The sequence below is a fragment of the Mesorhizobium sp. M0848 genome (assembly GCF_040319805.1).
Lineage (GTDB): Bacteria > Pseudomonadota > Alphaproteobacteria > Rhizobiales > Rhizobiaceae > Mesorhizobium.
Window position 1 is genome coordinate 17,197 of sequence record NZ_JAMYOM010000018.1, and the last position, 23,546, is coordinate 40,742.

At 62.2% G+C, this 23,546-nt stretch carries 24 protein-coding genes; 16 read left to right on the forward strand and 8 right to left on the reverse strand.

Translation table 11 applies throughout. From position 1 onward, the window contains the following. The first annotated feature begins 74 nt into the window (after positions 1-74). From NKH95_RS20655 to hflX, 5 genes are all read left to right on the forward strand, one after another. On the forward strand, positions 75-2,360 hold the full coding sequence (locus tag NKH95_RS20655) for a sensor histidine kinase NtrY-like (protein WP_023812027.1): 2,286 nt from the start codon (positions 75-77) through the stop codon (positions 2,358-2,360). Next, positions 2,350-3,711 (forward strand): nitrogen assimilation response regulator NtrX, encoded by a 1,362-nt coding sequence (gene ntrX, locus NKH95_RS20660; RefSeq protein WP_023812026.1) that lies wholly within the window; start codon positions 2,350-2,352, stop codon positions 3,709-3,711. Before NKH95_RS20655 ends, ntrX begins: the two co-directional genes overlap by 11 nt. 99 nt (positions 3,712-3,810) lie before the next feature. Beyond that, on the forward strand, positions 3,811-4,674 hold the full coding sequence (locus tag NKH95_RS20665; protein WP_128304455.1) for a D-amino-acid transaminase: 864 nt from the start codon (positions 3,811-3,813) through the stop codon (positions 4,672-4,674). 145 nt (positions 4,675-4,819) lie between these two features. After that, positions 4,820-5,065: an RNA chaperone Hfq gene (gene hfq / locus NKH95_RS20670; protein ID WP_006202172.1), complete on the forward strand. Its 246-nt coding sequence runs from the start codon at positions 4,820-4,822 to the stop codon at positions 5,063-5,065. Beyond that, a complete protein-coding gene (gene hflX / locus NKH95_RS20675) occupies positions 5,066-6,457 on the forward strand; it encodes a GTPase HflX (protein ID WP_023812024.1) in 1,392 nt (463 codons plus the stop codon). Positions 6,458-6,463: 6 nt separating this feature from the next. Here hflX and mazG read toward each other — a convergent pair whose 3' ends face one another. The 7 genes from mazG to cyoA all read right to left on the reverse strand — a co-directional run bounded on the left by mazG (position 6,464) and on the right by cyoA (position 13,882). Then, positions 6,464-7,288 (reverse strand): nucleoside triphosphate pyrophosphohydrolase, encoded by an 825-nt coding sequence (mazG, locus tag NKH95_RS20680; RefSeq protein WP_352892799.1) that lies wholly within the window; start codon positions 7,286-7,288, stop codon positions 6,464-6,466. Between the two features lie 140 nt (positions 7,289-7,428). Then, positions 7,429-8,613, reverse strand: coding sequence for an amino acid aminotransferase (locus NKH95_RS20685; RefSeq protein ID WP_352795546.1), 1,185 nt, complete (start codon positions 8,611-8,613; stop codon positions 7,429-7,431). A 259-nt stretch (positions 8,614-8,872) separates the two neighbouring features. Beyond that, entirely contained in the window at positions 8,873-9,580 is a 708-nt protein-coding gene (locus tag NKH95_RS20690) for an SURF1 family protein (RefSeq protein ID WP_352892874.1), read from the reverse strand. Positions 9,581-9,675: 95 nt separating this feature from the next. Further along, positions 9,676-10,056 (reverse strand): cytochrome o ubiquinol oxidase subunit IV, encoded by a 381-nt coding sequence (cyoD, locus tag NKH95_RS20695; RefSeq protein ID WP_352892801.1) that lies wholly within the window; start codon positions 10,054-10,056, stop codon positions 9,676-9,678. Then, positions 10,053-10,679: a cytochrome o ubiquinol oxidase subunit III gene (cyoC, locus tag NKH95_RS20700; protein ID WP_352630631.1), complete on the reverse strand. Its 627-nt coding sequence runs from the start codon at positions 10,677-10,679 to the stop codon at positions 10,053-10,055. The genes cyoD and cyoC overlap by 4 nt, the downstream gene beginning before the upstream one ends. 5 nt (positions 10,680-10,684) lie before the next feature. Then, positions 10,685-12,697 carry a cytochrome o ubiquinol oxidase subunit I gene (gene cyoB, locus NKH95_RS20705; RefSeq protein ID WP_352630633.1) on the reverse strand — a complete coding sequence of 671 codons (2,013 nt, stop codon included), beginning with the start codon at positions 12,695-12,697 and terminating at the stop codon, positions 10,685-10,687. Positions 12,698-12,712: 15 nt separating this feature from the next. Further along, positions 12,713-13,882 (reverse strand): ubiquinol oxidase subunit II, encoded by a 1,170-nt coding sequence (cyoA, locus tag NKH95_RS20710; protein WP_128304460.1) that lies wholly within the window; start codon positions 13,880-13,882, stop codon positions 12,713-12,715. A 184-nt stretch (positions 13,883-14,066) separates the two neighbouring features. Between cyoA and NKH95_RS20715 the strand changes: the two genes are divergently transcribed. The 11 genes from NKH95_RS20715 to NKH95_RS20765 all read left to right on the forward strand — a co-directional run bounded on the left by NKH95_RS20715 (position 14,067) and on the right by NKH95_RS20765 (position 22,483). Further along, positions 14,067-15,362, forward strand: a complete 1,296-nt coding sequence (locus NKH95_RS20715) for an MFS transporter (protein ID WP_164780145.1) — start codon at positions 14,067-14,069, stop codon at positions 15,360-15,362. Positions 15,363-15,400: 38 nt separating this feature from the next. After that, positions 15,401-16,681, forward strand: coding sequence for an ATP-binding protein (locus NKH95_RS20720; protein ID WP_031213491.1), 1,281 nt, complete (start codon positions 15,401-15,403; stop codon positions 16,679-16,681). Then, positions 16,671-17,204 (forward strand): response regulator transcription factor, encoded by a 534-nt coding sequence (locus tag NKH95_RS20725; protein ID WP_023812014.1) that lies wholly within the window; start codon positions 16,671-16,673, stop codon positions 17,202-17,204. Before NKH95_RS20720 ends, NKH95_RS20725 begins: the two co-directional genes overlap by 11 nt. A 251-nt stretch (positions 17,205-17,455) precedes the next feature. Then, entirely contained in the window at positions 17,456-17,971 is a 516-nt protein-coding gene (locus tag NKH95_RS20730) for a sigma-70 family RNA polymerase sigma factor (protein ID WP_245273246.1), read from the forward strand. Continuing rightward, on the forward strand, positions 17,968-18,759 hold the full coding sequence (locus NKH95_RS20735; RefSeq protein ID WP_128304461.1) for an anti-sigma factor family protein: 792 nt from the start codon (positions 17,968-17,970) through the stop codon (positions 18,757-18,759). The genes NKH95_RS20730 and NKH95_RS20735 overlap by 4 nt, the downstream gene beginning before the upstream one ends. A gap of 23 nt (positions 18,760-18,782) precedes the next feature. Further along, positions 18,783-19,499 (forward strand): Bax inhibitor-1/YccA family protein, encoded by a 717-nt coding sequence (locus NKH95_RS20740; RefSeq protein ID WP_023812012.1) that lies wholly within the window; start codon positions 18,783-18,785, stop codon positions 19,497-19,499. Positions 19,500-19,674: 175 nt separating this feature from the next. Continuing rightward, a complete protein-coding gene (locus NKH95_RS20745) occupies positions 19,675-20,592 on the forward strand; it encodes an aldose 1-epimerase family protein (protein ID WP_352775136.1) in 918 nt (305 codons plus the stop codon). Then, positions 20,582-21,052 (forward strand): hypothetical protein, encoded by a 471-nt coding sequence (locus tag NKH95_RS20750; RefSeq protein WP_352892809.1) that lies wholly within the window; start codon positions 20,582-20,584, stop codon positions 21,050-21,052. The genes NKH95_RS20745 and NKH95_RS20750 overlap by 11 nt, the downstream gene beginning before the upstream one ends. A gap of 48 nt (positions 21,053-21,100) precedes the next feature. Then, the gene (locus NKH95_RS20755) at positions 21,101-21,763 is read left to right on the forward strand and encodes a glutathione S-transferase family protein (RefSeq protein WP_352721405.1); all 663 of its coding nucleotides are present in this window, start codon (positions 21,101-21,103) and stop codon (positions 21,761-21,763) included. 64 nt (positions 21,764-21,827) lie between these two features. Next, positions 21,828-22,049 (forward strand): hypothetical protein, encoded by a 222-nt coding sequence (locus NKH95_RS20760; protein ID WP_352892810.1) that lies wholly within the window; start codon positions 21,828-21,830, stop codon positions 22,047-22,049. Next, on the forward strand, positions 22,046-22,483 hold the full coding sequence (locus NKH95_RS20765) for an imm11 family protein (RefSeq protein ID WP_352892811.1): 438 nt from the start codon (positions 22,046-22,048) through the stop codon (positions 22,481-22,483). The genes NKH95_RS20760 and NKH95_RS20765 overlap by 4 nt, the downstream gene beginning before the upstream one ends. Before the next feature lie 2 nt (positions 22,484-22,485). On the opposite strand, the gene NKH95_RS20770 is transcribed toward NKH95_RS20765, so the two are convergent. Continuing rightward, positions 22,486-23,397, reverse strand: coding sequence for an agmatinase (locus tag NKH95_RS20770; RefSeq protein ID WP_352721409.1), 912 nt, complete (start codon positions 23,395-23,397; stop codon positions 22,486-22,488). Positions 23,398-23,546 lie beyond the last annotated feature (149 nt).

Genomic DNA, 23,546 nt, shown 5'->3' on the forward strand with positions numbered 1-23,546 from the left:
CTCGGTCACACTTGTTGCATAATCGCCACAATGCGTTGCATACATCCGACGCAATCATGGCTCTAGACGGCGACATGGCTCCGCAGGCACCGACAACAAACCAACCGCTTTTCAGCGAACCCGGCGCTCGTGACGGGCGCCGGCTGCTTGCGCTGCCAGGCGTGATCGCGGTCGTCGGCGCGCTGATGACGGCGGCGATCTCGTTCGCCATCCTCGTTGGCGCCACGCCGATCACACCGAACGAGTCGACTACGCTGGCGTTGATTGCCCTCAACACGGCTTTCGTCCTGTTTCTTATCGCGCTGGTCGGGCGTGAGGTGCACCGCATCCTGATGGCGCGCCGGCATGGCAAGGCCGCTTCGCGGCTGCATGTGCGCATTGTCGCCATGTTCGCCCTGGTTGCTGCCATTCCAGCCATCATGGTGGCCATCATCGCGTCGATCACGCTCGACATCGGCCTCGACCGCTGGTTCGAGATCCGCACCAAGACGATCGTCAATTCATCGCTGTCGATCGCCGACGCCTATGTCCAGGAAAATGCCCGCAACCTCCAGGGCACGACGCTGTCCATGGCCTATGATCTCGATGCGTCGCGCACGCTCTACGGCCTTGATCGTACCGGCTTTCTCGACCTGATGAACAAGGAAGCCGTGGGCCGTTCGCTGGCCCATGCGGCGCTGATCAAGCCGGACGGCTCTTTCGTCATGAGCGCCAAGACCGATACGGATTTCGCCATGCCCGAGCCGCCGGAAGGCGCGGTGGCCAGCGCTACCGACGGCAAGCCGGTGCTGATCGAACCGAAAACGCGCAACATCATGGGTGCCATCGTCAAGCTGCGGGAGATCGAAGGACTCTACCTCTACACCATTCGGCTCGTCGACCCCGAAGTGATCAAGGCAAGGCAGATCGTCAGGTCCAACACCGACGAATATCGGGGGCTGGAAGATAACCGCCGTACCTCTCAGGTGGCCTTCGCGCTGCCCTATCTGTCGTTGACGCTCATCATTATCCTGTCCGCGATCTGGACCGGCATTGCGGTCGCCGACCGTCTGGTGCGGCCCATTCGCCAGCTCATCGGCGCCGCCGACGAGGTCGCGACCGGCAATCTCGACGTCGCGGTTCCCGTCAGGCCTTCGGACGGCGATGTCGCGTCGCTCGGCGATACGTTCAACAAGATGCTTCTCGAACTGAAATCGCAGCGCAATGAGATCCTGTCCGCCAAGGACCTGATCGACGAACGGCGCCGCTTCTCGGAAGCCGTGCTTGCCGGCGTTACCGCTGGCGTCATCGGCGTCGATCCCTACGGCATCGTCACCATCGTCAACCGCTCGGCCGAGGCGATGCTGGCGATTTCGGCCAGCGCAGCCCTTGGGCAGAATCTTTCCGCCGTGCTGCCGCATGTCGGCCGCGTCTTCGAGATCGGCCGCAAGTCCGGCAAACCCGTCTATCGCGAGCAGGTGACCTTTTACCGCGCCGGTGCCGAGCGGACCTTCAACGTGCAGATCACCATCGAGGCCGGCGACGACGGCTCGGAGGAAAAATCCTATGTGGTGACGGTCGACGACATCACCGACCTGGTTCAGGCGCAGCGCTCGTCGGCCTGGGCGGACGTGGCGCGGCGTATCGCCCACGAGATCAAGAACCCGCTGACGCCGATCCAGCTCTCGGCCGAACGTATCAAGCGCCGTTACGGCAAGGTGATTACCGAGGACCGCGAGGTTTTCGACCAATGCACCGACACCATCATCCGTCAGGTTGAGGATATCGGCCGTATGGTCGACGAATTCTCGGCGTTCGCGCGCATGCCAAAGCCCGAGATGAAGGCGATAGATCTGCGCGAATCGCTGCGTGAGGCCTCGTTCCTGGTCGAGGTCAGCCGCGCCGACATCACTTTCGAGCGGATCTTTGGCACCGAGCCGCTCAAGGGCACGTTCGACAGCCGCCTGATGGCGCAGGCTTTCGGCAATGTGATCAAGAACGCCGCCGAGGCAATCGACGGATTGGAACAGAAGGATGGTTCGCACGGCATAATCCGGATTCAAGCCGGGCGCCAGAATGGTGCGATTCGAATCGACGTCATCGACAATGGCAAAGGCCTGCCGCGCGAGAATCGCCAACGGCTGCTCGAGCCCTACATGACCACACGCGAGAAGGGCACCGGACTTGGCCTCGCTATCGTCAAGAAGATCGTGGAGGACCATGGCGGCAGGCTGGAACTACACGATGCTCCAGCGGACTTCCACGATGGGCGCGGCGCGATGATCAGCATCATCCTGCCGCCTGCGGCCGCAACGGCTCCGCGCGGCGAAAGCAGGGCGGAAAACGAAAGAGAAACTGAAAAGGTCGGTAATGGCGTCTGATATTCTCATCGTCGATGACGAGGAAGACATCCGTGAGCTCGTCGCGGGCATACTGAGCGACGAAGGTCACGAAACCCGCACGGCATTCGATGCTGACAGCGCGCTCGCTGCTATAGCTGATCGCGCGCCGCGGCTGATTTTCCTCGATATCTGGCTGCAGGGCTCGCGCCTGGACGGGCTGGCGCTGCTCGACGAGATCAAGACCATGCATCCGACCTTGCCGGTGGTGATGATTTCCGGCCACGGCAACATCGAAACGGCGGTCTCCGCCATCCGCCGCGGCGCCTATGACTTCATCGAAAAACCGTTCAAGGCCGACAGGCTGATCCTTATTGCCGAGCGTGCGCTGGAGACCTCGAAATTGCGGCGCGAGGTTTCCGACCTCAAGCTGCGCAGCGGCGAAACCTTCGATCTGATCGGCATGTCGTCGGCGATGAGCCAGTTGCGCCAGACCATCGAACGCGTAGCGCCGACCAACAGCCGCGTGATGATCATCGGACCGTCTGGCTCGGGCAAGGAACTGGCCGCGCGCGCCATCCACACGCTGTCGGCGCGCAAGAGCGCACCTTTCGTGACGCTGAGCGCCGCCAACATCACGCCCGAGCGCATGGAGATCGAGCTGTTCGGCACCGAATCGAATGGCGTCGAGCGCAAGGTCGGGGCGCTGGAGGAGGCCCATCGCGGTATCCTCTACATCGACGAGGTGGCCGACATGCCGCGCGAGACGCAGAACAAGATCCTGCGCGTGCTGGTCGAGCAGCAGTTCGAGCGGGTAGGGGGAACCAAGCGGGTCAAGGTCGATGTCCGCATCATCTCCTCGACCTCGCAGAACCTCGAAGCGATGATTGCCGACGGGCGTTTTCGCGAGGATCTTTACCATCGCCTCGCGGTGGTTCCGGTCATCGTGCCGGGATTGGCCGAGCGGCGCGAGGATATTCCCTACCTCGTCGATAATTTCATGAAGCAGATCGCCCGCCAGGCCGGCATCAAGCCGCGCCGCATCGGCGACGACGCGCTGGCCGTGCTGCAGGCGCACAACTGGCCGGGCAACGTTCGCCAGCTGCGCAACAATGTCGAGCGCCTGATGATCCTTGCGCGCGGCGACGACGTCGATGCGCCGATCACCGCCGACCTGTTGCCGGCCGAGATCGGCGATGTCATGCCGCGCACGCCGAATCAATCCGACCAGCACATCATGGCGCTGCCGTTGCGCGAAGCGCGTGAGCAGTTCGAGAAGGATTACCTGATCGCCCAGATCAACCGGTTCGGCGGCAACATCTCGAAGACCGCCGAGTTCATCGGCATGGAGCGCTCCGCTCTGCATCGCAAGCTGAAGTCGCTGGGCGTCTGAGCGCGACATATCCAGCCGCCGCGCCCGGGCCGAGCATTTGCCGGTTACGGCGGCGGTGGAATCGCATAAGAAAGCCCCGAGAATATCTAGAGGTTGCCCATGCCGCGCATTGCCTATGTCAACGGGCGCTATGTCACGCACGCCGATGCCGCCGTCCATATCGAGGACCGTGGCTATCAGTTCGCCGACGGTGTCTATGAGGTCTGCGAGGTGGCGCGTGGTTTCATCGTCGACATGCCGCGCCATCTGTCCCGGCTGAACCGCTCGCTGACCGAATTGTCGATCGCCTGGCCGGTCACCTCCCGCGTGCTGCCACTCATTCTGCGCGAGGTGGTCAATCGCAACCAGGTCGCCAATGGCCTGGTCTACGTGCAGGTGACGCGCGGCGTGGCCAGCCGCGACTTCGCCTTCCCTTCCGCCGACACGAAGCCGGCCCTGGTAGTCACCGCCAGGAAGGCCGACCCAGCGGCTGGAGCGAAGCGAGCCGAGACCGGCATCGCGGTCATCACCGTGCCGGAGAACCGCTGGGACCGCGTCGACATCAAGACCGTCGGGCTGCTGCCCAATGTATTGGCCAAGCAGAAGGCCAAGGAAGCCGGTGCGCAGGAAGCCTGGTTCGTCGACGATGAAGGCAACGTAAAAGAAGGCGGCTCGTCCAATGCCTGGATCGTCACCCGGGACGGCGTCCTGGTCACCAGGCCGGCCGAGCACGGCATCTTGCGCGGCATCACCCGCACGACCATGTTCGAAGTGGCGGCCAAGCTTGGCCTGAAGATCGAGGAGCGCGGCTTTTCCGTCGCCGAGGCCAAGGCGGCACGCGAGGCGTTCATCAGCTCCGCAACGACAATCGCCATGCCGGTGGTGGCCATCGACGGCGATACGGTCGCCAATGGGCACCCCGGCTCAATAACACTTTCGTTGCGGCAGGCCTTTTTTGACATTGCGGAAAAAAGTCCAGCCTGATAACCGCACAGGTGGAATGAACATCAATATATCTCGTTCTGCTTGTCGTTACTGACGACAAGACGGTGTTTGCGAGCTTGACATGCGCCCGTTAATTTGGCGCATTGGCTTGCAAACCGAAGGGGATCGGCGAAAGACAAGAACAATGGCGGAACGATCGCAAAACCTTCAGGACCTGTTCCTGAATTCAGTTCGCAAGAGCAAGAACCCGCTCACCATCTTCCTCATCAACGGCGTGAAGCTGACCGGCGTGGTCACTTCGTTCGACAATTTCTGTGTCCTGCTGCGCCGCGACGGTCACTCCCAGCTCGTCTACAAGCACGCCATTTCCACGATCATGCCGAGCCAGCCGGTTCAGATGTTCGATGGTGAGGAAAGCCAGGGCGCCTGATTGGCACGTGAGAAAGACGCGGACGCCACCGTTCGCGGAAAACCAACACATCATCCCGGGACGGAAGCCAAGGGCCCGACCCGGGCTGTTGTCATTGTGCCCGTCCTTACCCGCCACCAGCGCAACGACGACGAGACCAACCGTCCTCGGTTGATGCGTTCGGCTGATGCTCGTCATGACGAGGCAGTTGGCCTTGCCCGCGCCATCAACCTCGACCTGGTCCACACTGCGGTGGTTACCATCAACGATCCGCGCCCGGCGACGTTGCTCGGCAGCGGCAAGGTCGCCGAATTCGCCGAAATCGTCAAAGAGGGACACGCGGAGGTGGTCGTCGTCGACCATCCGCTGACCCCGGTGCAGCAACGCAATCTGGAGAAGGAGCTGAACGCCAAGGTGCTGGACCGCACCGGGCTGATCCTCGAGATTTTCGGCGAGCGCGCGCGCACCAAGGAAGGCACGCTGCAGGTCGAGCTCGCCCATCTCAATTACCAGAAGGGCCGTCTCGTGCGCAGTTGGACCCATTTGGAGCGCCAGCGCGGTGGCGCCGGCTTCCTCGGGGGGCCCGGCGAAACACAGATCGAATCCGACCGGCGGCAGTTGCAGGAAAAGATCATCAAGCTGAAGCAGGAGCTGGAAACGGTGCGGCGCACGCGCGACTTGCACCGCGCCAAGCGCAGGAAGGTGCCGTTCCCGGTGGTGGCGATCGTCGGCTACACCAATGCCGGCAAGTCGACGCTGTTCAACCGGCTGACCGGGGCGGATGTGCTGGCGCAGGACATGCTGTTCGCCACGCTCGATCCGACGCTGCGCCGCGTGCGCCTGCCACATGGCACGCCGATCATCCTATCTGACACTGTGGGTTTCATCTCGGATCTGCCGACGCATCTGATCGCGGCTTTCCGCGCCACCCTGGAAGAGGTAGTCGAGGCCGATCTCGTGCTTCATCTGCGCGACATTTCGGATCCGGACACGGCCGCCCAGGCCGAAGATGTCGAGCGTATCCTGGCCGACCTCGGTGTTGACGCCGGCGACGCCAAGCGGGTGATCGAAGTGTGGAACAAGATCGACCGGCTCGACGAAGGCAACCGGACCCGGCTGCTTGCCGACGGCGCCGATGCCAACAAGGCGCCGCCGATCGCGGTGTCGGCGGTGACCGGCGAGGGCATCGATGCGCTGAAGGCGATCATCGAAACGCGGATGGCGGGCGAACTCGAAGACCTCACCGTGACGATCGAGCCGGCACAGTTCGGCCTTGTCGACTGGCTTTACCGCAATGGCGATGTCGTTTCGCGAAGCGACAATGATGATGGCAGCGCCACCATCTCGCTCAAGGCCACGCAAAGCGCCCGCGAAGAGATCGAAAGCAGATTGCGTCGTAAAAACAACGGCTAATGTAACTTACTTCGCAATCTTTGCTTCCTGCCATAGTGCTTCCATCTCGGCCAGATCAGCCTTGTCCAGCGTGTTGCCGGCTTTCTCCAATGCCTGTTCGACATAGTGGAAGCGCGAGCGGAATTTTTCGTTGGTGCCGCTCAGCGCTGCTTCGGAATCGAGCTTGAGATGACGGCCGAGATTGACGACGGCAAACAGCATGTCGCCGAACTCGTCCTTGATCGAGGCGGTGTCGCCCTTGGCCAGTGCCTCGCGCAATTCGCCGATCTCTTCCTCGATCTTGTCGAGGATGGGCGCCGCCTCGCTCCAGTCGAAGCCGACGCGGGCGGCCTTCTCCTGTAGTTTCAGCGCCCGGGTCAGTGCGGGCAGGGCGACCGGCACGCTGTCCAGAAACCCCTTGCCATTGTCTTCGGGATCGAGACCACGCGCGAGGCGGGCGCTTCGTTTCTCCGCCTTCTCTTCTGCCTTGATCTTTTCCCACATGCCCTTGGCCATGCCGGCGCTACGGGCTTCTTCGTCGCCGAAGACATGCGGATGGCGTCGGATCATCTTGGTGGTGATGGCTTGCACCACGTCAGAGAAGGCGAATTCACCGGCTTCCTCGGCCATTTGCGCGTGGTAGACGACCTGCAGCAGAAGATCGCCGAGCTCGTCGCGCAGATCGTCGAGGTCGCCGCGCGCGATGGCGTCCGCCACCTCATAGGCTTCCTCGATCGTATAGGGCGCAATGGTCGAGAAATCCTGTTCGATGTCCCAGGGGCAGCCAGTCTTCGGCGCCCGCAGCGCCGCCATGATCTCGATCAGGCGCGAAATGTCTTTCGATGGCGTCATCTAGAGCTATTCCAGGAAAAGTGTGGAACGGTTTTCTGTCCGGAATTGCGTCAAAACAGTCTATCGGATGCTATCCCGCGACCGGCCGCGCGGCCAACGCTGTCAGTCGGCGCGGGAGCCTTGTCCACAGATGAGCCGCGTCAATCAAGAACCGAAACGATCGCCTTGGCGAGTTCGTCCATGCCGTCCTCGGGTAGGCCGGCGACATTGATGCGGCTGTCGCCGACCATGTAGATGCCGTGCTCGGCGCGCAACCGCTCGACCTGCGCTTCGGTGAGGCCAAGGCGAGAAAACATGCCGCGATGGCTGGCGACGAAATCGAAACGGTCGGAATTGGACTGCCGGCGCAGCGCCTCGGCGAACTGGACCCGAAGCCTGAGCATGCGCAGCCGCATCTCTTCGAGCTCGGCTTCCCAGTCGGCGCGCAAGGTGGCGTCTTCGAGCACGATGCGCACCGCGGCCGCACCATGGTCCGGCGGCATCGAATACATGGCGCGCGCCGCCGACAGCATCTGGCTCATCGCCACGTCCGCCTGTGCGCCGTCCCTGGCCAGGATCATCGCCGCGCCGACGCGGTCGCGGTAGACGGCGAAATTCTTCGAGCAGCTTGAGGCGACGACCATTTCCGGAACCTTCGCGGCCAGCAGGCGCAAGCCGAGGGCATCGGCCTCAAGGCCATCGCCAAAGCCCTGATAGGCGATGTCGACAAACGGCAGCAGCTCGCGCTCGACGACCAGATCGGTAACGGCTGCCCACTGTGCCGCATCCAGATTGGCGCCGGTCGGGTTGTGGCAGCAGCCATGCAGCAACACGACGTCGCCGCTCTTTGCCGTCCGCAACGCGGCCAGCATGTCGTCGAAACGAACGGCGCCCGAGGCCGCATCGAAATAGGGATATTCACGGATCTGCAGGCCGGCGGCGCGCATCACCGGCATGTGGTTCGGCCAGGTCGGATCCGATAGCCAGATGGTTGCATCCGAGCGCGTCCGCTTCAGCAGTTCCGCCACCAGCCGCAGCGCGCCGGAACCGCCGGGCGCCTGTGCGGCGCGGATGCGCGTCATGTCGGCGCCTGGACCGAAGGCGAGCTTGGCCATCACTGTGTTGAAGCCGGTATCGCCGGCAAGGCCGAGATAGGTCTTGGTGTCCTGACCCTCCAAGAGCCGCTTTTCGGCTTCGCGCACGGCGCGCATGACCGGCGTCTTGCCGTCGCGATCCTTGTAGACGCCGACGCCGAGGTCGACCTTGTCGGGGCGCGGATCGGCGCGATAAAGGCCGATCAGGGCCAGGATCTTGTCGGCGGGGGCGGGCTGCAGGGCTTCAAACATCGATACGGCTCCAATGGCGGCGGAGTGATACGCAAATCGGTCGCGTTTCGCCAGCGGTTTTAGCTAGGTGATCCAGCCTGAGACGGGGGTGCCGGGAAGCCTGCCCTGCACGCTCCCCGTGATATGGACGGGGTTCGGTGCGGAACCCATTGATGCGCGTGGGAAAATGACCAGCCAACATCAACAGAGCCACCACGCCATCGTCCGCGCCGGCATGAGCGCTTCCGTGCGCAAATTTCGGCTTTGCCACGGCCAGTGGTCAGCCCCCACCGTGCCTGTCTTTCACAGCCTGCCGCAACAGATAGGCGACCGCGCCCAGCACCATCAAGGCCAGCCCGAACCATGTCAGGGCATAGGCCAGATGGTTGTTGTGGAACGAAACCACCGTCAAGCCGCCGACCGGCCACCCTCCCGGATTGGGCGTGGCATCGGCATCGATGAAATAAGGAGCGACCTGCCCGAGGCCTTGCGTCGTGGCGATCGCCTGCACATCGCGCGAATACCAGCGGTTGGCGGCCGGATCGTTGGTACGCAGGAAGCCGCCTTTCGGTTCGCTGATGCGCAGCAGGCCGTGAATTCCGGTGTGATTGCCCGAGGGCTTGCCTGCGAGGCGGGTTGCCGGATCGCGCTTGTCCGTCGGCACGAAGCCCCTGTTCACCAGAATCGTGAAGCCATCATCCGCTCGGAACGGCGCCATTACCCAGAAGCCACCGCCGCGATCGGTGACCGCCTGGACCAGGGTTTCGCGATCACCGAGAAACCGGCCCGTGACGGCAAGCTGGCGATACTCGTCATCCCTGGCGTTGATCTCTGGCCAGGCCGAAGGCGCCGGGGCGGCCACAGGTACTGCCTTGAGACGCTGGTCGACACGCTCGATCAGGTCGAGTTTCCAGACGCGGCGCTCCAGCTGCCAGACACCAAGCGCCGAAGAGCCGGTAATGCCGATGGCCCCGCAAAGGCAAAGCACCAACAGCGTCCATGGTGAACGCGTAACCCTTTGGCCGTCGCCTGTATTCGAATGCGGTGTCGTCCGTGCCTGTTCATCCAAGCCAGGTCCCTCTCTCAGGGTATCTGACTCATGTCATGGCCGGGCATCATGTTGACGTTCAGATGGTACATGACCCAGAGTGAGCCCGTCAGCGCGATCACCACCAGGATGAGGGTGAAGATCAGGGCCATCATGGTCCAGCCGTTCTCCGACCTGGTGTTCATATGCAGAAAGAACACCATGTGGACGATGATTTGCACGACGGCGAAGGCCATGATGGCAATCGCCGACGCCATCTGATTGCCGAGCGCGTTGGTCATGACCAGCCAGAAGGGAATGGCGGTCAGCACGACGGACAGGCCGAAGCCTGTCAGATAGCCGCGCAGCGAGCCGTGATCGACGCCGTGATGCGCGTGGCTCTGGTCGCTGGTGTCTGTTTGATGCCCGGCGCTCATCGCAACATTCCCATCAGATAAACGAAGGTGAAGACGCCGATCCAGATGACGTCGAGGAAGTGCCAGAACATGCTCAGGCACATCAGGCGCCGCTGGTTCGCGACGATCAGCCCATGCCTGGAGACCTGCACCATCAGCACCACCAGCCAGATCAGGCCGAAGGTGACGTGCAGGCCGTGCGTTCCGACCAGCGTGAAGAACGACGACAGGAAGCCGCTGCGCTGCGGCGTCGCCCCCTCGTGGATGAAATGGGCGAATTCGTAGAGTTCGATGCTGAGAAAGGCGAGGCCGAACAGGCCAGTGATCACCAGCCACACCTGCATGGGCTTCACCCTTCCCTTCGCCATCTCCAGCATCGCGAAGCCGTAAGTGATGGAGGACAGGAGCAGCATCGTGGTGTTGAGCGCGACCAGCGGAAGATCGAACAGGTCCTTCGGCGCGGGTCCGGCCGCGTAATTGCCACCGAGCACGCCGTAGACCGCGAACAGCATCGCGAAGATGAGGCAGTCGCTCATCAGATAGATCCAGAAGCCGAGCATGGTGCTGCTGCCGCTCTCGGCATGGCCGTGGTCGTCTTCCAGGTGGAAGACTGTGTCGTCGATCACCGTGTCGGCGTGTGCCATGGTGCTTATCCCGCCTGGCTGGTGGCTGCGAGCAGGCGTGTCCGCTCGTCCTCGACGCGGGTGACGTCACTGGACGGAATGTGGAAGTCCCGGTCGTAGTTGAAAGTATGCGCGATGGCGTAGCCGATCAGGGCGACGAAGCTGACGATCGCCAGCCACCAAATGTACCAGATGAGCGCCATGGCAAGCACCACGCTCAACCCGGCCAGGACGACGCCGGCTCCGGTGTTGCGCGGCATGTGGATGTCGCGGAAGCCCGTCAACGGACGCTGGTAGCCGCGATTCTTCATGTCCGTCCAGGCGTCGAGATCGTGGACGACCGGCGTGAAGGCGAAATTGTAGGCCGGCGGCGGCGAGGACGTCGCCCATTCGAGCGTACGCCCGTCCCACGGATCGCCGGTATCGTCGCGAAGCTGCTCCCGCCGGCGCACGCTGACGAAGATCTGGATGAGGAAGGACAGGATGCCAAGCAGGATCAGGAAGGCGCCGAAGGCGGCGATGATGAACCAGATCTGCAGCGAGGGATCCTCAAAGGTGCGCAGCCGGCGCGTTACGCCCATCAAGCCGAGGATGTAGAGCGGCATGAAGGCGAACCAGAAGCCGACCACCCAGAACCAGAACGACATCTTTCCCCAGAACGGATCAAGCCGGAATCCGAATGCCTTGGGGAACCAGTAGCTGATGCCGGCAAACAGGCCGAACAGCACGCCGCCGATGATGACGTTGTGGAAATGCGCGACCAGGAACAGGCTGTTGTGGAGCACGAAGTCGGCTGGCGGAACCGCGAGCAGCACGCCGGTCATGCCGCCGACCACGAAGGTCAGCATGAAGGCGACCGTCCACATCATCGGCAGTTCGAAGCGGATGCGGCCACGGTACATGGTGAACAGCCAGTTGAATATCTTGGCGCCTGTCGGGATCGAAATGATCATCGTTGTGATGCCGAAGAACGAGTTGACGCTCGCTCCCGATCCCATGGTGAAGAAGTGATGCAGCCAGACCAGGTAGGACAGGATGGTGATGACGATGGTTGCGTAGACCATCGATGTGTAGCCGAAGAGCCGCTTGCCGCAGAAGGCCGAGGTCACTTCGGAGAATATGCCGAAGGCCGGCAGGATCAGGATGTAGACCTCGGGGTGGCCCCAGATCCAGATCAGGTTCACGTACATCATCGGATTGCCGCCGAAGTCGTTCGTGAAGAAGTTGGTGCCGACATAGCGGTCGAGAGCCAGCAGGGCCAGCACCGCCGTCAGCACCGGGAAGGCGGCGACGATGAGCACATTGGTGCAGAGCGCGGTCCAGGTGAAGATCGGCATTCTCATCATGGTCATGCCTGGCGCGCGCATCTTGACGATGGTGCAGACCAGGTTCACGCCCGACAGCAGCGTGCCGACGCCCGCCACTTGCAGGGCCCAGATATAATAATCGACACCGACATCGGGACTGTAGCCGATACCCGACAGCGGCGGATAGGCAAGCCAGCCGGTGCGGGCGAATTCGCCGACGAACAGCGACATCATGACGATGACCGCGCCGCCGACCGTCATCCAGAAGCTGAAATTGTTGAGGAACGGAAACGACACGTCGCGCGCGCCGATCTGCAGCGGGACGACGAAATTCATCAGGCCCGTCACCAGCGGCATCGCCACGAAGAAGATCATGATCACGCCGTGCGCGGTGAAGATCTGGTCGTAGTGATGCGAATTGAGGTAGCCTTCCGAACCGCCGAAGGCCATCGCCTGCTGGAGCCGCATCATGATGGCGTCGCTGAAGCCGCGCAGCAGCATGACGATGCCGAGCACCATGTACATCACACCGATGCGCTTGTGGTCGACGCTGGTGAACCATTCGCGCCACAGATAGCCCCAGAGCTTGAAATAGGTCAGCGCGCCGACGAGGGCGATGCCGCCCAGCGCGACGACTACGAAGGTCGCGACCACGATGGGTTCGTGCAGCGGCAGCGACTCGAGCGTGAGCCGGCCGAAGATCGCCTTGAGAAGAGCAGGATTGTCGAACATGTCTTGCGTGGCGCCTCAGGAGTTGAAGGGCGACCGAAGCGTGCCGGTTGCGGAAGGTGACGGCAGTCGGATCGACAGGGGCGGTGGCCGTTGCAGACCAGCGCCGACTATCGGCGTCGAGGTCATCGGCGTGGCGGATTGATCAGCCTTCGAAGCCGCCAGTGCTTCTTCGGTCGTGCATATGCTGGCGACATAGGATGGGGCAGGGCCGAATATCGTGCCGCGCCGGGCGAACTTGTCATACAGCAGCGGCAGGGTGTTGCGGATGCCGGCCATTCCCAGACCGCCCTTGGCATCGATCTGCGACATCTCGCTCATGCACATCTTGCCGGGCTCGACGCACATGTTGAGGATCGCCTTGTAGAGATGGGCATCCACCGCCGCATAATGGCGCACGGGTTGGTTCTCGCTGGGCTGTTCGAGCTCCAGATAGCCGTTTCGGTCGAGTTTGCCGCCGCCGTCCTTTGCCTTCGCGATCCATGCCTGGAAACCGGCATCGTCTAGGCCGTGGAACGCGAAGCGCATTCCCGAGAAGCCGGCGCCGCTGTAGTTGGCGGAGAACCCTTCATAGTCGCCGGACTTGTTTATGACGGCGTGCAGCCTGGTTTCCATACCCGGCATCGCATAGATCTGGCCGGCCAGTGCTGGAATGTAGAAGGAGTTCATCACCGATGCGGAGGTGATGCGAAAGCTGATCGGCCGGTCGACCGGCGCAGCCAGTTCGTTGACCATGGCGACGCCGTACTCCGGATAGATGAACAGCCATTTCCAGTCGAGCGCGACGACTTCGACCTCAAGCGGGCGCACGTCCGGCGGCAGCGGCTTGCCGGCCGATACACGTCCGATCGGCCGATAGGGGTCGAGCAGATGCGTCCCCATCCACGTCACCGCGCCCAGGCAGATGATGATCAGAAGCGGCACAGCCCAAATGACGAGCTCGAGATGGGTCGAGTGGTCCCAATCCGGCTCGTAGCGCGCCTCGCGGTTGGACTGGCGGTATCGCCAGGCAAAGAATATGGTGAGAGCCATCACCGGTATGATGACGATCAGCATCAGTGCCGTGGACACCATCAGCAGGTCGCGCTGCTGCGCGGCGACGTCGCCGGCAGGGTTCATGACGACCATGCTGCAGGAGCCGAGCGATGCCAGCAGGGGCAGCAGGAAAAGGGTACGGAGACGGCTCAATGTATGACCTGTCGGTTGTTCCCCCCAGTGCTAGCCGCACCGCGGCAATGAAGGCATTGGACAATTTGTCCAATGCCGCAATGACGCGGCAGGCGTCATCAAAGCATCTGGCCCGCGCACATGGCAAGCGATCGTATGACACCGCGGCGGGGCGACGGAGAATGCTGTGAGCCCAACTTCGAAGATGGAAGCCGACGCAAGACGGATCAACGCGCGGCATCATGAGGTGAAGCCCGGCGAAATCGCCGTTGGCGTCATCATCGGCAGGACGTCGGAATTCTTCGACTTCTTCGTCTACGCGATCGCTTCCGTCATCGTTTTTCCGAAGCTCGTATTTCCTTATGCCGACCCGTTGACCGGCACGCTCTACTCCTTCGCCATCTTCGCGCTTGCCTTCATCGCGCGGCCGATCGGGACGGCGATCTTCACCGCGCTCGACCGCGCCTACGGACGCAGCGCCAAACTCACCATCGCGCTGTTCCTGCTGGGGACCTCGACCGTGTCGATCGCCTTCGTGCCCGGCTACGACCAGATCGGCCCGGCTTCGGCCTGGCTGCTGGCCATGTTCCGGATCGGTCAGGGACTGGCGCTGGGCGGGACATGGGATGGACTTGCCTCGCTGCTGGCGTTGAATGCGCCCGAAAAGCGCCGCGGCTGGTATGCGATGATCCCGCAGCTGGGCGCACCACTCGGGCTCATCGTTGCCAGCGCCCTGTTTGCATATTTCGTCGGCAACCTGTCGGCCGAAGACTTCTTCAGCTGGGGTTGGCGCTACCCGTTCTTCGTCGCCTTCGCTATCAATGTCGTCGCCCTGTTCGCACGGCTGCGCATCGTGGTGACGCCGGAATACACCAAACTGTTCGAAGGCCAGGAACTGGAGCCGACTTCCGTCCGCGAGACGTTGCGCGCCGAAGGGCGCACTGTCGTGCTCGGCGCCTTCGCGCCGCTGGCGAGCTTCGCCCTGTTCCACATGGTGACGGTGTTTCCTCTGTCCTGGATTTTCCTGTTCACGCGCGAGGGACCGGCCCGGTTCCTGGTCATCGAGACGATCGGAGCCTTCTTCGGCCTGGCGGCAATCGCGATCTCGGGCTTCGTCGCCGACCGGGTTGGGCGCTGGCCCTTGCTAGGAGGCTCGGCGGTGGCCATCGCCGTTTTCAGCGGTTTCGCGCCACAGCTGCTCGATGGCGGCTTCGTCGGAGAGTCCGTCTTCATGGTATTGGGCTTCGTCCTGCTCGGCCTGTCGTTCGGCCAGTCTTCAGGAGCACTCGCCTCGAACTTTTCAAAGACCTACCGCTATACAGGTGCTGCGCTGACCTCGGACCTCGCCTGGCTGTTCGGCGCCGGCTTCGCCCCCATAGTCGCCCTGTTCCTGTCCGCCCATTTCGGGCTGATCTCGTCAGGCGCCTATCTGTTGTCGGGAGCGCTGTGCACGTTGCTGGCGCTGAGGCTCAACCAGCGCCTGGATCGGACGCCCGCTTGAGTGACCTGCTTGGCCAGGGCTGGGGACCTCCCGGCCCAATGACTCTGCACGACAAGACCAACAAACAGAATTTCCTGCTTCTGATCCAACTGCGCTGGATCGCGGTCGGTGGTCAGATCGTGACGATCCTGTTCGTCCGCTACGCGCTTGGCATCGGCCTGCCGCTGGTGCCGATGGCGGTGGTGATCCTGCTGCTGATCGCTCTCAATGTCGCCAGCCTGCGCCGGCACAGCAGCCAGGACGCGATCACCAACACCGAGCTGTTTCTTGGGCTGCTGCTCGACGTCACCGCGTTGACGGTCCAGCTTTACCTGAGCGGCGGCGCGTCCAATCCCTTCATTTCGCTTTACCTGCTCCAGGTCATCCTGGGCGCGGTGCTGCTGGAGACATGGTCGGTCTGGGCCCTTGTTCTCATTGCAAGCACGTGCTTCATCGCGCTGACCACTTTCTACCGTGAGATCAGCCTGCCCGCCGCACACGGTGCCGGGCTGTTCAGCTTGCACATCCAAGGCATGTTCATCTGTTTCGTCCTGGCGGCAACGCTTCTGGTGCTGTTCATCACCAGGGTCCAGAACAACATTCGCACCCGCGACGCCCATCTTGCGGATTTGCGCCAGCAGTCGGCGGAGGAGGCTCACATCGTCAGGATGGGCCTGCTCGCCTCTGGCGCCGCGCATGAGCTCGGCACGCCGCTGGCCACGCTTTCGGTCATCCTCAACGACTGGCAGCGCATGCCGGCTCTCGAGGCCGATCCGGATCTGGCGCAGGAAATCCGGGAGATGCAGGGCCAGTTGGACCGTTGCAAGAAGATCGTTTCGGGAATCCTGATGTCGTCGGGCGAATTGCGCGGCGAAGGCACGGTTCGCACCTCCGTCGACACCTTCCTGGCGGAGCTGGTGGCCGAATGGAAATCGACACGGCTGCCGCAAGGTTTCGAATACACCAGGCGTTTCGGCGCCAACCAGGAGATCGTCTCCGATCCTGCGCTCAAACAGGTGATGTTCAATGTACTGGACAACGCACTTGAAGCGTCGCCTCTATGGGTCGGGTTGATCGTCAGCCGCCACGCTGACGATCTTATCGTCGAAGTTGTCGACGCGGGACCGGGATTTGAAGAAGCCATGCTTGCTGAATTCGGCAAGCCCTATACGTCGACCAAAAACCGGCCAGGTAGCGGGCTCGGCCTGTTTCTGGTCGTCAATGTCATCCGCAAGCTGGGGGGTAGCGTCACCGTAAGAAATAGAACCGAGGGGGGAGCTTCGGTTACGTTGCATCTGCCGCTGGCTGCTCTGTCTCCGCGAGGGCACAATGCCGACTAAACGCACGCTGTTGATCGTCGAGGACGACATCGCCTTTGCCAACGCACTGCGCCGGTCTTTCGAACGGCGTGACTACGAAACGCATAGCTGCCGGAGCGTCGACGGCGTGCATGCGCTGATCGGCACCGTTGCCTTCCAATATGCCGTCGTCGATCTCAAGCTTGCCAGCGGCTCGGGCCTGGAATGCGTCAGGGCGCTGCACGAGCACGATCCTGAAATGCGGATCGTCGTGTTGACCGGCTTTGCAAGCATCGCCACCGCTGTCGAGGCGATCAAGCTCGGCGCCTGCCAGTATCTTGCCAAGCCCGCCAACACCGACGACATTGAAGCCGCTTTCGGCCAGGTCGAGGGCAATGCTTCGGTGCCGCTCGCCGAGCGACCAACCTCGATAAAGAACCTCGAATGGGAGCGCATCCACGAAATGCTGGTGGAGGCCGACTTCAACATTTCCGAGACAGCACGACGGTTGGGCATGCACCGCCGGACGCTGGCGAGGAAGCTGGAGAAGAGGCGTGTGAAGTAGGCACGATCTACTGCATTCCAGTCGCCACATTGGGCCCACTGCCGCCATGCCTGCCGTCGATGCACCGATGGAAATCACCCGCACAACGATTCCGGGAGCTTGTATTTCTCGGCTTCATCATGCGGTTCCAGGGATAGCCGCTCGATGCTGCGAGGCGAGGGTAGAGGCGAACGATGTCCTCAAAGGGAAAAAATGGGCAGGGCAGGGATTAAAATCCCCACATGCTCCGTAAACAGGACATGAAACCGTCGATGCCACGCTTTGACATCCTAGGACAGCTCGGTTCGCTGCGTCGCTATGCGCGCTCGCTGACGCGCGACAGCACCGACGCCGAGGATCTTGTCCATGACGCGCTGGTGCGCGCCTATGAGCGGCGCAGCACGTTCCGCTCCGGCGGAAACCTGCGCGCGTGGCTGCTGTCGATCGTCCACAACACCTTCATCGACAAGATGCGGTCCCGCAAGTCCGAAGCGTCGCGCGTCGAACAGGCTGGATACCTGGCCGACGGCAGCACGCCGGCACCACAGGAACATTCGGTGCGCCTAGCGCAGGTGCGCGAGGCTTTTTTCAGCCTGCCGGAAGAACAGCGTTCAGCGCTGCACCTCGTCGCCATCGAAGGCCTCTCTTATCAACAGGCCGCCGATGCCAGCGGCGTGCCGCTCGGCACGCTGATGTCACGCATCGGCAGGGCGCGCGCCGCACTGCGCGAGATGGAGGAGCCGGCGAAGGCAAAAAACCATCTCAGGATCGTTGGAGGCCCGTCATGACCGCAACTGTCGATCCCGTGACCGATATCGACCTCGACGCCTATGTCGACGATCAGGTCGACGTCACCCGCCGCATCGAGGTCGAAGCATTCTTGTCCGCTCGCCCGGAGGCGGCGGCGCGCGTGATGTCGGATCTCAGGACCCGCGATGAACTGCGCGTGGCGCTTGCCGGTTCCGCAGGTTTGGCCGGCTCCAAAGGCATGGCGCGGTCCGCGACCGCCGATGCCGCGCGGCGGCTGGAGAGGGGGCTTGCCCGCGGCCGGCTCTTCGGCGTGTTGCAGCGCGCGGCGGCGGTCGCCGGCTTCGTCGCCGCCGGCTGGCTGGCAAACGGCATCATCGGGCCGATGTCGGTGACCAAGGTCGTCGCCTCGCCGCAGCCGCCCGCCTATGTCGACGAGGCGGTGCAGGCCCACAGGACGACGCTGGTGCGCGAGAGCATGCCCTCGCAGCCGGAAGCGCCCAATTACAACGCCGGCGAAATCCGCGCCGCCACTGCCATCGTCATGCCGTCGCTGCCGACGGATTGGAGGGTGCGCGACGTGCAGATCTATCCGTCGCGCTTTGGGCCGAGCGTCGAGATGGCGGTCGAGACGAAAGACATGGGGCTGGTGTCGCTGTTTGCGATCCGGCCCGGAACCTTCGACGTCGTCAAGCCGACGATAGCGCCCTCGGGCGACATTTCGTCGGCCTATTTCCAGATCGGCGATGTCGCCTATGCGGTGGTCGGACGAAGCGAGGTCCACGACCTCGACCGCGCCGCCGAGACGCTTGCCAAGACGCTTTACTGATCGATCCACAAAGGAGAACGCAAATGAACACCCCCAATCTGGGATATCGCGTCGGCGCCGGCGCCCAAACCGGAGCCATCTTCGACGAGGGCCTGCGCCAGCATATGCTGCGCGTCTACAACTACATGGGCGTCGGCCTTGTGGTCACCGGTCTCGTCGCCTTCATGATCTCATCGACGCCGGCGCTCTACGTGCCGATCTTCTCCAGCCCGCTGAAATGGGTGGTGATGCTGGCACCGCTCGCCTTCGTCATGTTGTTCTCGTTCAAAATGCAGACCATGTCGGCGGCGAGTGCCCAGGCGATGTTCTGGGCCTTCTGCGCGGTCATGGGCCTGTCGCTCGCCTCCGTGTTCTTGGTCTTCACCGGAACCAGCATCGCGCGCACCTTCTTCATCGCCGCCACCATGTTCGGCGCCACCAGTCTCTACGGCTACACGACAAAGCGCGACCTGACCCAGTTCTCGTCGTTCCTGATCATGGGCCTGATCGGCGTGGTGATCGCCAGCATCGTCAACATCTTCCTCGGCTCGACCGCGCTGCAGTTCGCCATCTCGGTGATCGGCATCGCCGTGTTCATCGGCCTGACCGCCTGGGATACGCAGACGATCAAAGAACAGTATGCCGAGAATTTCGACGCGGAATCGCGCCAGAAACTTGCCGTCTTCGGCGCCTTCTCGCTCTATCTGAACTTCATCAACATCTTCCAGCTGCTGCTGAATTTTACCGGCGAACGCGAATAACGACTATTCGCTGTGGGCAAGAGCGAGGGTTATTGCTCTTGATGCGGAGAGGTGGCCGGAGGGAGATCCTCCGGCCACAATTCGTTCCTGCAGAACCAGGCTACACCTTGAGTCCCCAAGAGCTTTTGCTAGTCTGCCGACCGCGCCGGCCTTCAACAACGACCCGCGAGGAAATGTGGCACAGGACAGCCAAACGCTTCATGGCGACGGCATCTCGGCGACCATCGTCGCGCAGGGTGCCGAACTGATTTCGCTGCAAGACGCGCACGGATTTGAATTCCTGTGGCAGGCGGGGCCAGAATGGCGGCGGCACTCGCCGGTGCTGTTCCCGATCGTGGGGCGGCTGGCGGGCGATCATCTGCGCCATCGCGGCCGGACCTATCCAATGACGCAGCACGGGTTTGGGCGCGACAAGCCGTTTGCCTGGACGCAGAAGGGGGCGAGATCCTGCACGCTGGTGCTCACTGACGACGCCGACACCTGGGCGCGCTATCCGTTCGCCTTTCGGCTTGAAGTGACCTATACGCTGGTCCGCCAGCAGCTTGATGTGACTTTCGACGTCACCAACACCGGTGATGAGCTCCTGCCGGCATCGATCGGGGCGCACCCGGCATTCAATTGGCCCTTGCAGCCGGATTTGGCCAAGACGGATTACCGGCTGATCTTTGCCGATGATGAGCCGGCGCCGATCCGCCGCCTTAAGGACGGACTGCTGCTGAAAACGCCACAGCCGACGCCTGTCGAAGGCAACATACTCCCGCTCTCTGAGCGGTTGTTCGACGAGGACGCGGTGATCATGGACCAGCCCGCCAGCTCCAGCGTGCGTTATGCCGCCGAGCGTGGCCCGGCTCTGGAGATGTCCTGGCAAGGGGTTCGGGAGTTGGGCGTCTGGTCAAAGCCGGGCGGCGCGCCATTCCTTTGCATCGAACCCTGGCACGGCCTTGCAAGCCCGGTGGATTTCGATGGTGATTTTGTCGACAAACCAGGCCTGATGCTGATCGCGCCGGGTGCAAGGCGCGTGATGAGCTATCAGATACGGCTGCTGCCGCGGTATGCGCCAACAGCCGATTGGAGTGAGCCCCGTGACTTCTGAAACAATCGAGATCTACCATCCACGTGGTGTTTCGAATTTGGGCGAATGGGACATTGAGGGTCTCAAGCTCAAAGTCTATGGCCTCGTCGCAGACAACAAGAAGGTCGACGGCCCCCTGGCGACTCTGGCGCAGTCAATCGTGCGACAGGAGGTTCTGCCGCGTGTGGTGGACGAGGGTGGCGACAATGGCATGGGCTTTGTGATCATTCATCCGGGTGAGCTCGGCGTGTCCATCTTAGTTCACTGGTGGATACAAGGTTCGGTGCTTTGTCAGCACATCTATCGGAAGCTGTATTTCGCTACCGTACCGATGGATACGGTAAAGCGACCTGTTATTGCCTGTGTTTGGGAATTGGCTCTGATAAATGCCGAACAGGAAGCTTGGCGAAAAACGATGATGAAAGGCGAGCCCAGTCCGTCAGGATACATGGGCGCACGGCCTGACTTCGAAGCTGCATAAGCCCATGATCGACCATTGCGTGGTGGTCGCTCAGACCGTCGGTGCCCTATGAAGCTGTATTTCAGCCGCAATCCCAATCCTCGATTGGCGGTCGCGGCGGCACTCCATCTCGACGCGAAAGTCGAATTTGAATTCGCCTCGCCCTTCGCTCCGGGGCAGGCGGAGAAATATCGGCCGTTAAATCCCAATCTCTCACTGCCCATCCTTGTGGATGATGAGGGAAAGAGCCTCTGGGAGGCAGACGCCATAGCCTGCAGGCTCTCGCGCGACGCGCATTCGGATTTCTGGCGCACCGGCGATGACGAACCCGAGATGATCCGTTGGCTCAGCTGGGGCAAGGAGCACTTCGCACTCGCTTGCGACACGGTGCATTTCGAACGTGGGACCAAACAGCGGTACGGCATCGGCCCGATCGATCAGAAGCGGGTGGAGGAGGGCCTAAACCAATTCCATACGGCCGCGGCAATACTCGACGCCGTGCTTGCCGAGCGGCAGTGGCTGGTCGGGAATTCGGTTTCCTATGCCGATTTTCGAATGGCGACCTTTCTGCCGTTCAACGATGCCGCCAGATTGCCGCTCGACGATTATTCCTCTGTCAGCCGCTGGTACCGTCGGCTTGAAGACATCGACGCCTGGCGTGACCCTTTCAAGGGGATGGATGCACCCGAATTGCCGCCGGTGCCGCAAACGGCTGTCGCGGACCAGCGGTGAGAACGCGCGCGAAGAGCCGCGCAGCAGGCCGAGTCTACCAAGGCAATGATGTGCGGGGGATCGGATGAATATCTATGTCCTGAGTGTGGTCGAAGGACAGGAATGGGTCCTTCCTCGACAGGCGGACGACTACCAGCTGTTTTCGACGCTCTGCGGCCGGAAGCAGACACAATGGCATCCGCCCGGGATGGAGATCCTGCGCGAACACGACGACGGTACGTTCCGGCAATATTCAGATTTTCCATGGCTTGGCGAGCATGTGCTCATCCTGCGGCGAGGGCGTTGAAGTTGCTTCGGCCAACCCTCGAACCGTACGGTGAATTCCTGCCGCTTCGTGCTGACGAGCCAATATCGCTCTGCAATGTCACCACCGTGATCGATGCGCTGGACGAGGAACGTTCAAAGATCGTTCGCTTTGACGATGGCGGCATAATGGTGATCGAAAGCCTCGTCCTTCGAGCGGACGCAATCGGCGGTACCGAGATATTCAAGCTGCCCGAGCGTGCGGACGGGGTGCGAATATCCGATATCTATCTGCAGGAGACGATCGTACGCCGGATCGGGGAGCTTGGGCTCAAGGGCATTGCTTTCAACTTGGTCTGGAGCGACGAGCCGGTCGGACAAGGCAGGATCGAATACCCAGGTGTGGAAAAGGGCATTTCAACCGCAAGCTCGCTCACGCGCTTTTGGGCAGGTCTGCGGCGGAGAGCAGGATTTTGACGTCAAACCTGCCGGACGACGGTGCCGACCACATTGACGAGAAGGCGCGCGGCGGTCAGCGCTGACAGGTCGTCAATGTCAGCCGGAGGATAGAACTCGACAAGGTCGAACCCTGCGATCCGGGCCCGTCTGCCGAGGCCGGCGATCAGGTCGATCACCTCCATGTAGGTGAGGCCGCCGGGTGTACGCGCCGCCACGCCCGGCATGATGCTTGGATCAAGGCTGTCGCAGTCGAGGGTGACGACAACCCGCGCGCCTTCCGGAATATGCCGGAGCGCGGCTTCGACGCCCTGAGCGTGAACCTCGCGGGCGGTCACGAAGCGGCTGCCATAGCGCCGTGCCGCTTCGATCTCGGTGATGCGTGCGCTGCCGACGCTGCGCAGGCCGACTTGCACCATGCCTCCGACATGCGGCATCTCGCTCGCCCTGCGCATCGGGCTCGAATAGCCGTAGCGTTCGCCATGCACCTCGTCGCGCCAGTCGATATGGGCGTCAATCTGCAGGACCCAGACCGGCCCGTGCTCCGCAAAGCCGGAGAGGAAGGGAATGGTCATGGAACAGTCGCCGCCGATCAGGATCGGCACGGCCGGCAATACCAGGATTTCGCGCGTCTTTGCCTCGATCCTGACCCTGTTGCCGGCATTGTCATGCATGGTGGTCAAGATATCGCCGACGTCGATGCAAGAGGCCGGCTTGCCGTCGAACAGCGGGCCACCGAGATCGAAATCCCAGTGCTCGACGAGCGCGGCATCGTCCTGGCTCGCAGTTCGGATGGCATCCGCCGCCAAGGCATGGCCGCGGCTGTCCTTGCCGGGATAAGTGCTGCCGTGACCGGCTCCGAAGATCACTGCGCGGGGCATGTGACCATCTGTCAGGCGATCGGGAAAGCCGAGAAAGGGAGGCGAGGGTGTCATGGCTTGATGGATCCTGATGATGGCTTAGCGCACGCCAATCGGTTGCGTCTAAGTCAAGCGCCTCGGCTTCAGCTTTGTGGGCCGATTGGGTAAGCCCAATAAACTCTAAAACAATCGAGATCGATCACCCACCTGGTGTTTCAAATTTG

Coding starts and splice junctions, on each gene's coding strand:
- NKH95_RS20730 (WP_245273246.1), top strand. CDS start 17,456: ATGCCACGCTTTGACATCCTAGGACAGCTCGGTTCGCTGCGTCGCTAT.
- NKH95_RS20740 (WP_023812012.1), top strand. CDS start 18,783: ATGAACACCCCCAATCTGGGATATCGCGTCGGCGCCGGCGCCCAAACC.
- NKH95_RS20655 (WP_023812027.1), top strand. CDS start 75: ATGGCTCCGCAGGCACCGACAACAAACCAACCGCTTTTCAGCGAACCC.
- cyoB (WP_352630633.1), bottom strand. CDS start 12,697: ATGTTCGACAATCCTGCTCTTCTCAAGGCGATCTTCGGCCGGCTCACG.
- NKH95_RS20755 (WP_352721405.1), top strand. CDS start 21,101: ATGAAGCTGTATTTCAGCCGCAATCCCAATCCTCGATTGGCGGTCGCG.
- mazG (WP_352892799.1), bottom strand. CDS start 7,288: ATGACGCCATCGAAAGACATTTCGCGCCTGATCGAGATCATGGCGGCG.
- cyoC (WP_352630631.1), bottom strand. CDS start 10,679: ATGGCACACGCCGACACGGTGATCGACGACACAGTCTTCCACCTGGAA.
- NKH95_RS20665 (WP_128304455.1), top strand. CDS start 3,811: ATGCCGCGCATTGCCTATGTCAACGGGCGCTATGTCACGCACGCCGAT.
- NKH95_RS20720 (WP_031213491.1), top strand. CDS start 15,401: ATGACTCTGCACGACAAGACCAACAAACAGAATTTCCTGCTTCTGATC.
- cyoD (WP_352892801.1), bottom strand. CDS start 10,056: ATGAGCGCCGGGCATCAAACAGACACCAGCGACCAGAGCCACGCGCAT.
- hfq (WP_006202172.1), top strand. CDS start 4,820: ATGGCGGAACGATCGCAAAACCTTCAGGACCTGTTCCTGAATTCAGTT.
- NKH95_RS20735 (WP_128304461.1), top strand. CDS start 17,968: ATGACCGCAACTGTCGATCCCGTGACCGATATCGACCTCGACGCCTAT.
- NKH95_RS20725 (WP_023812014.1), top strand. CDS start 16,671: ATGCCGACTAAACGCACGCTGTTGATCGTCGAGGACGACATCGCCTTT.
- NKH95_RS20715 (WP_164780145.1), top strand. CDS start 14,067: ATGGAAGCCGACGCAAGACGGATCAACGCGCGGCATCATGAGGTGAAG.
- NKH95_RS20685 (WP_352795546.1), bottom strand. CDS start 8,613: ATGTTTGAAGCCCTGCAGCCCGCCCCCGCCGACAAGATCCTGGCCCTG.
- NKH95_RS20760 (WP_352892810.1), top strand. CDS start 21,828: ATGAATATCTATGTCCTGAGTGTGGTCGAAGGACAGGAATGGGTCCTT.
- ntrX (WP_023812026.1), top strand. CDS start 2,350: ATGGCGTCTGATATTCTCATCGTCGATGACGAGGAAGACATCCGTGAG.
- NKH95_RS20770 (WP_352721409.1), bottom strand. CDS start 23,397: ATGACACCCTCGCCTCCCTTTCTCGGCTTTCCCGATCGCCTGACAGAT.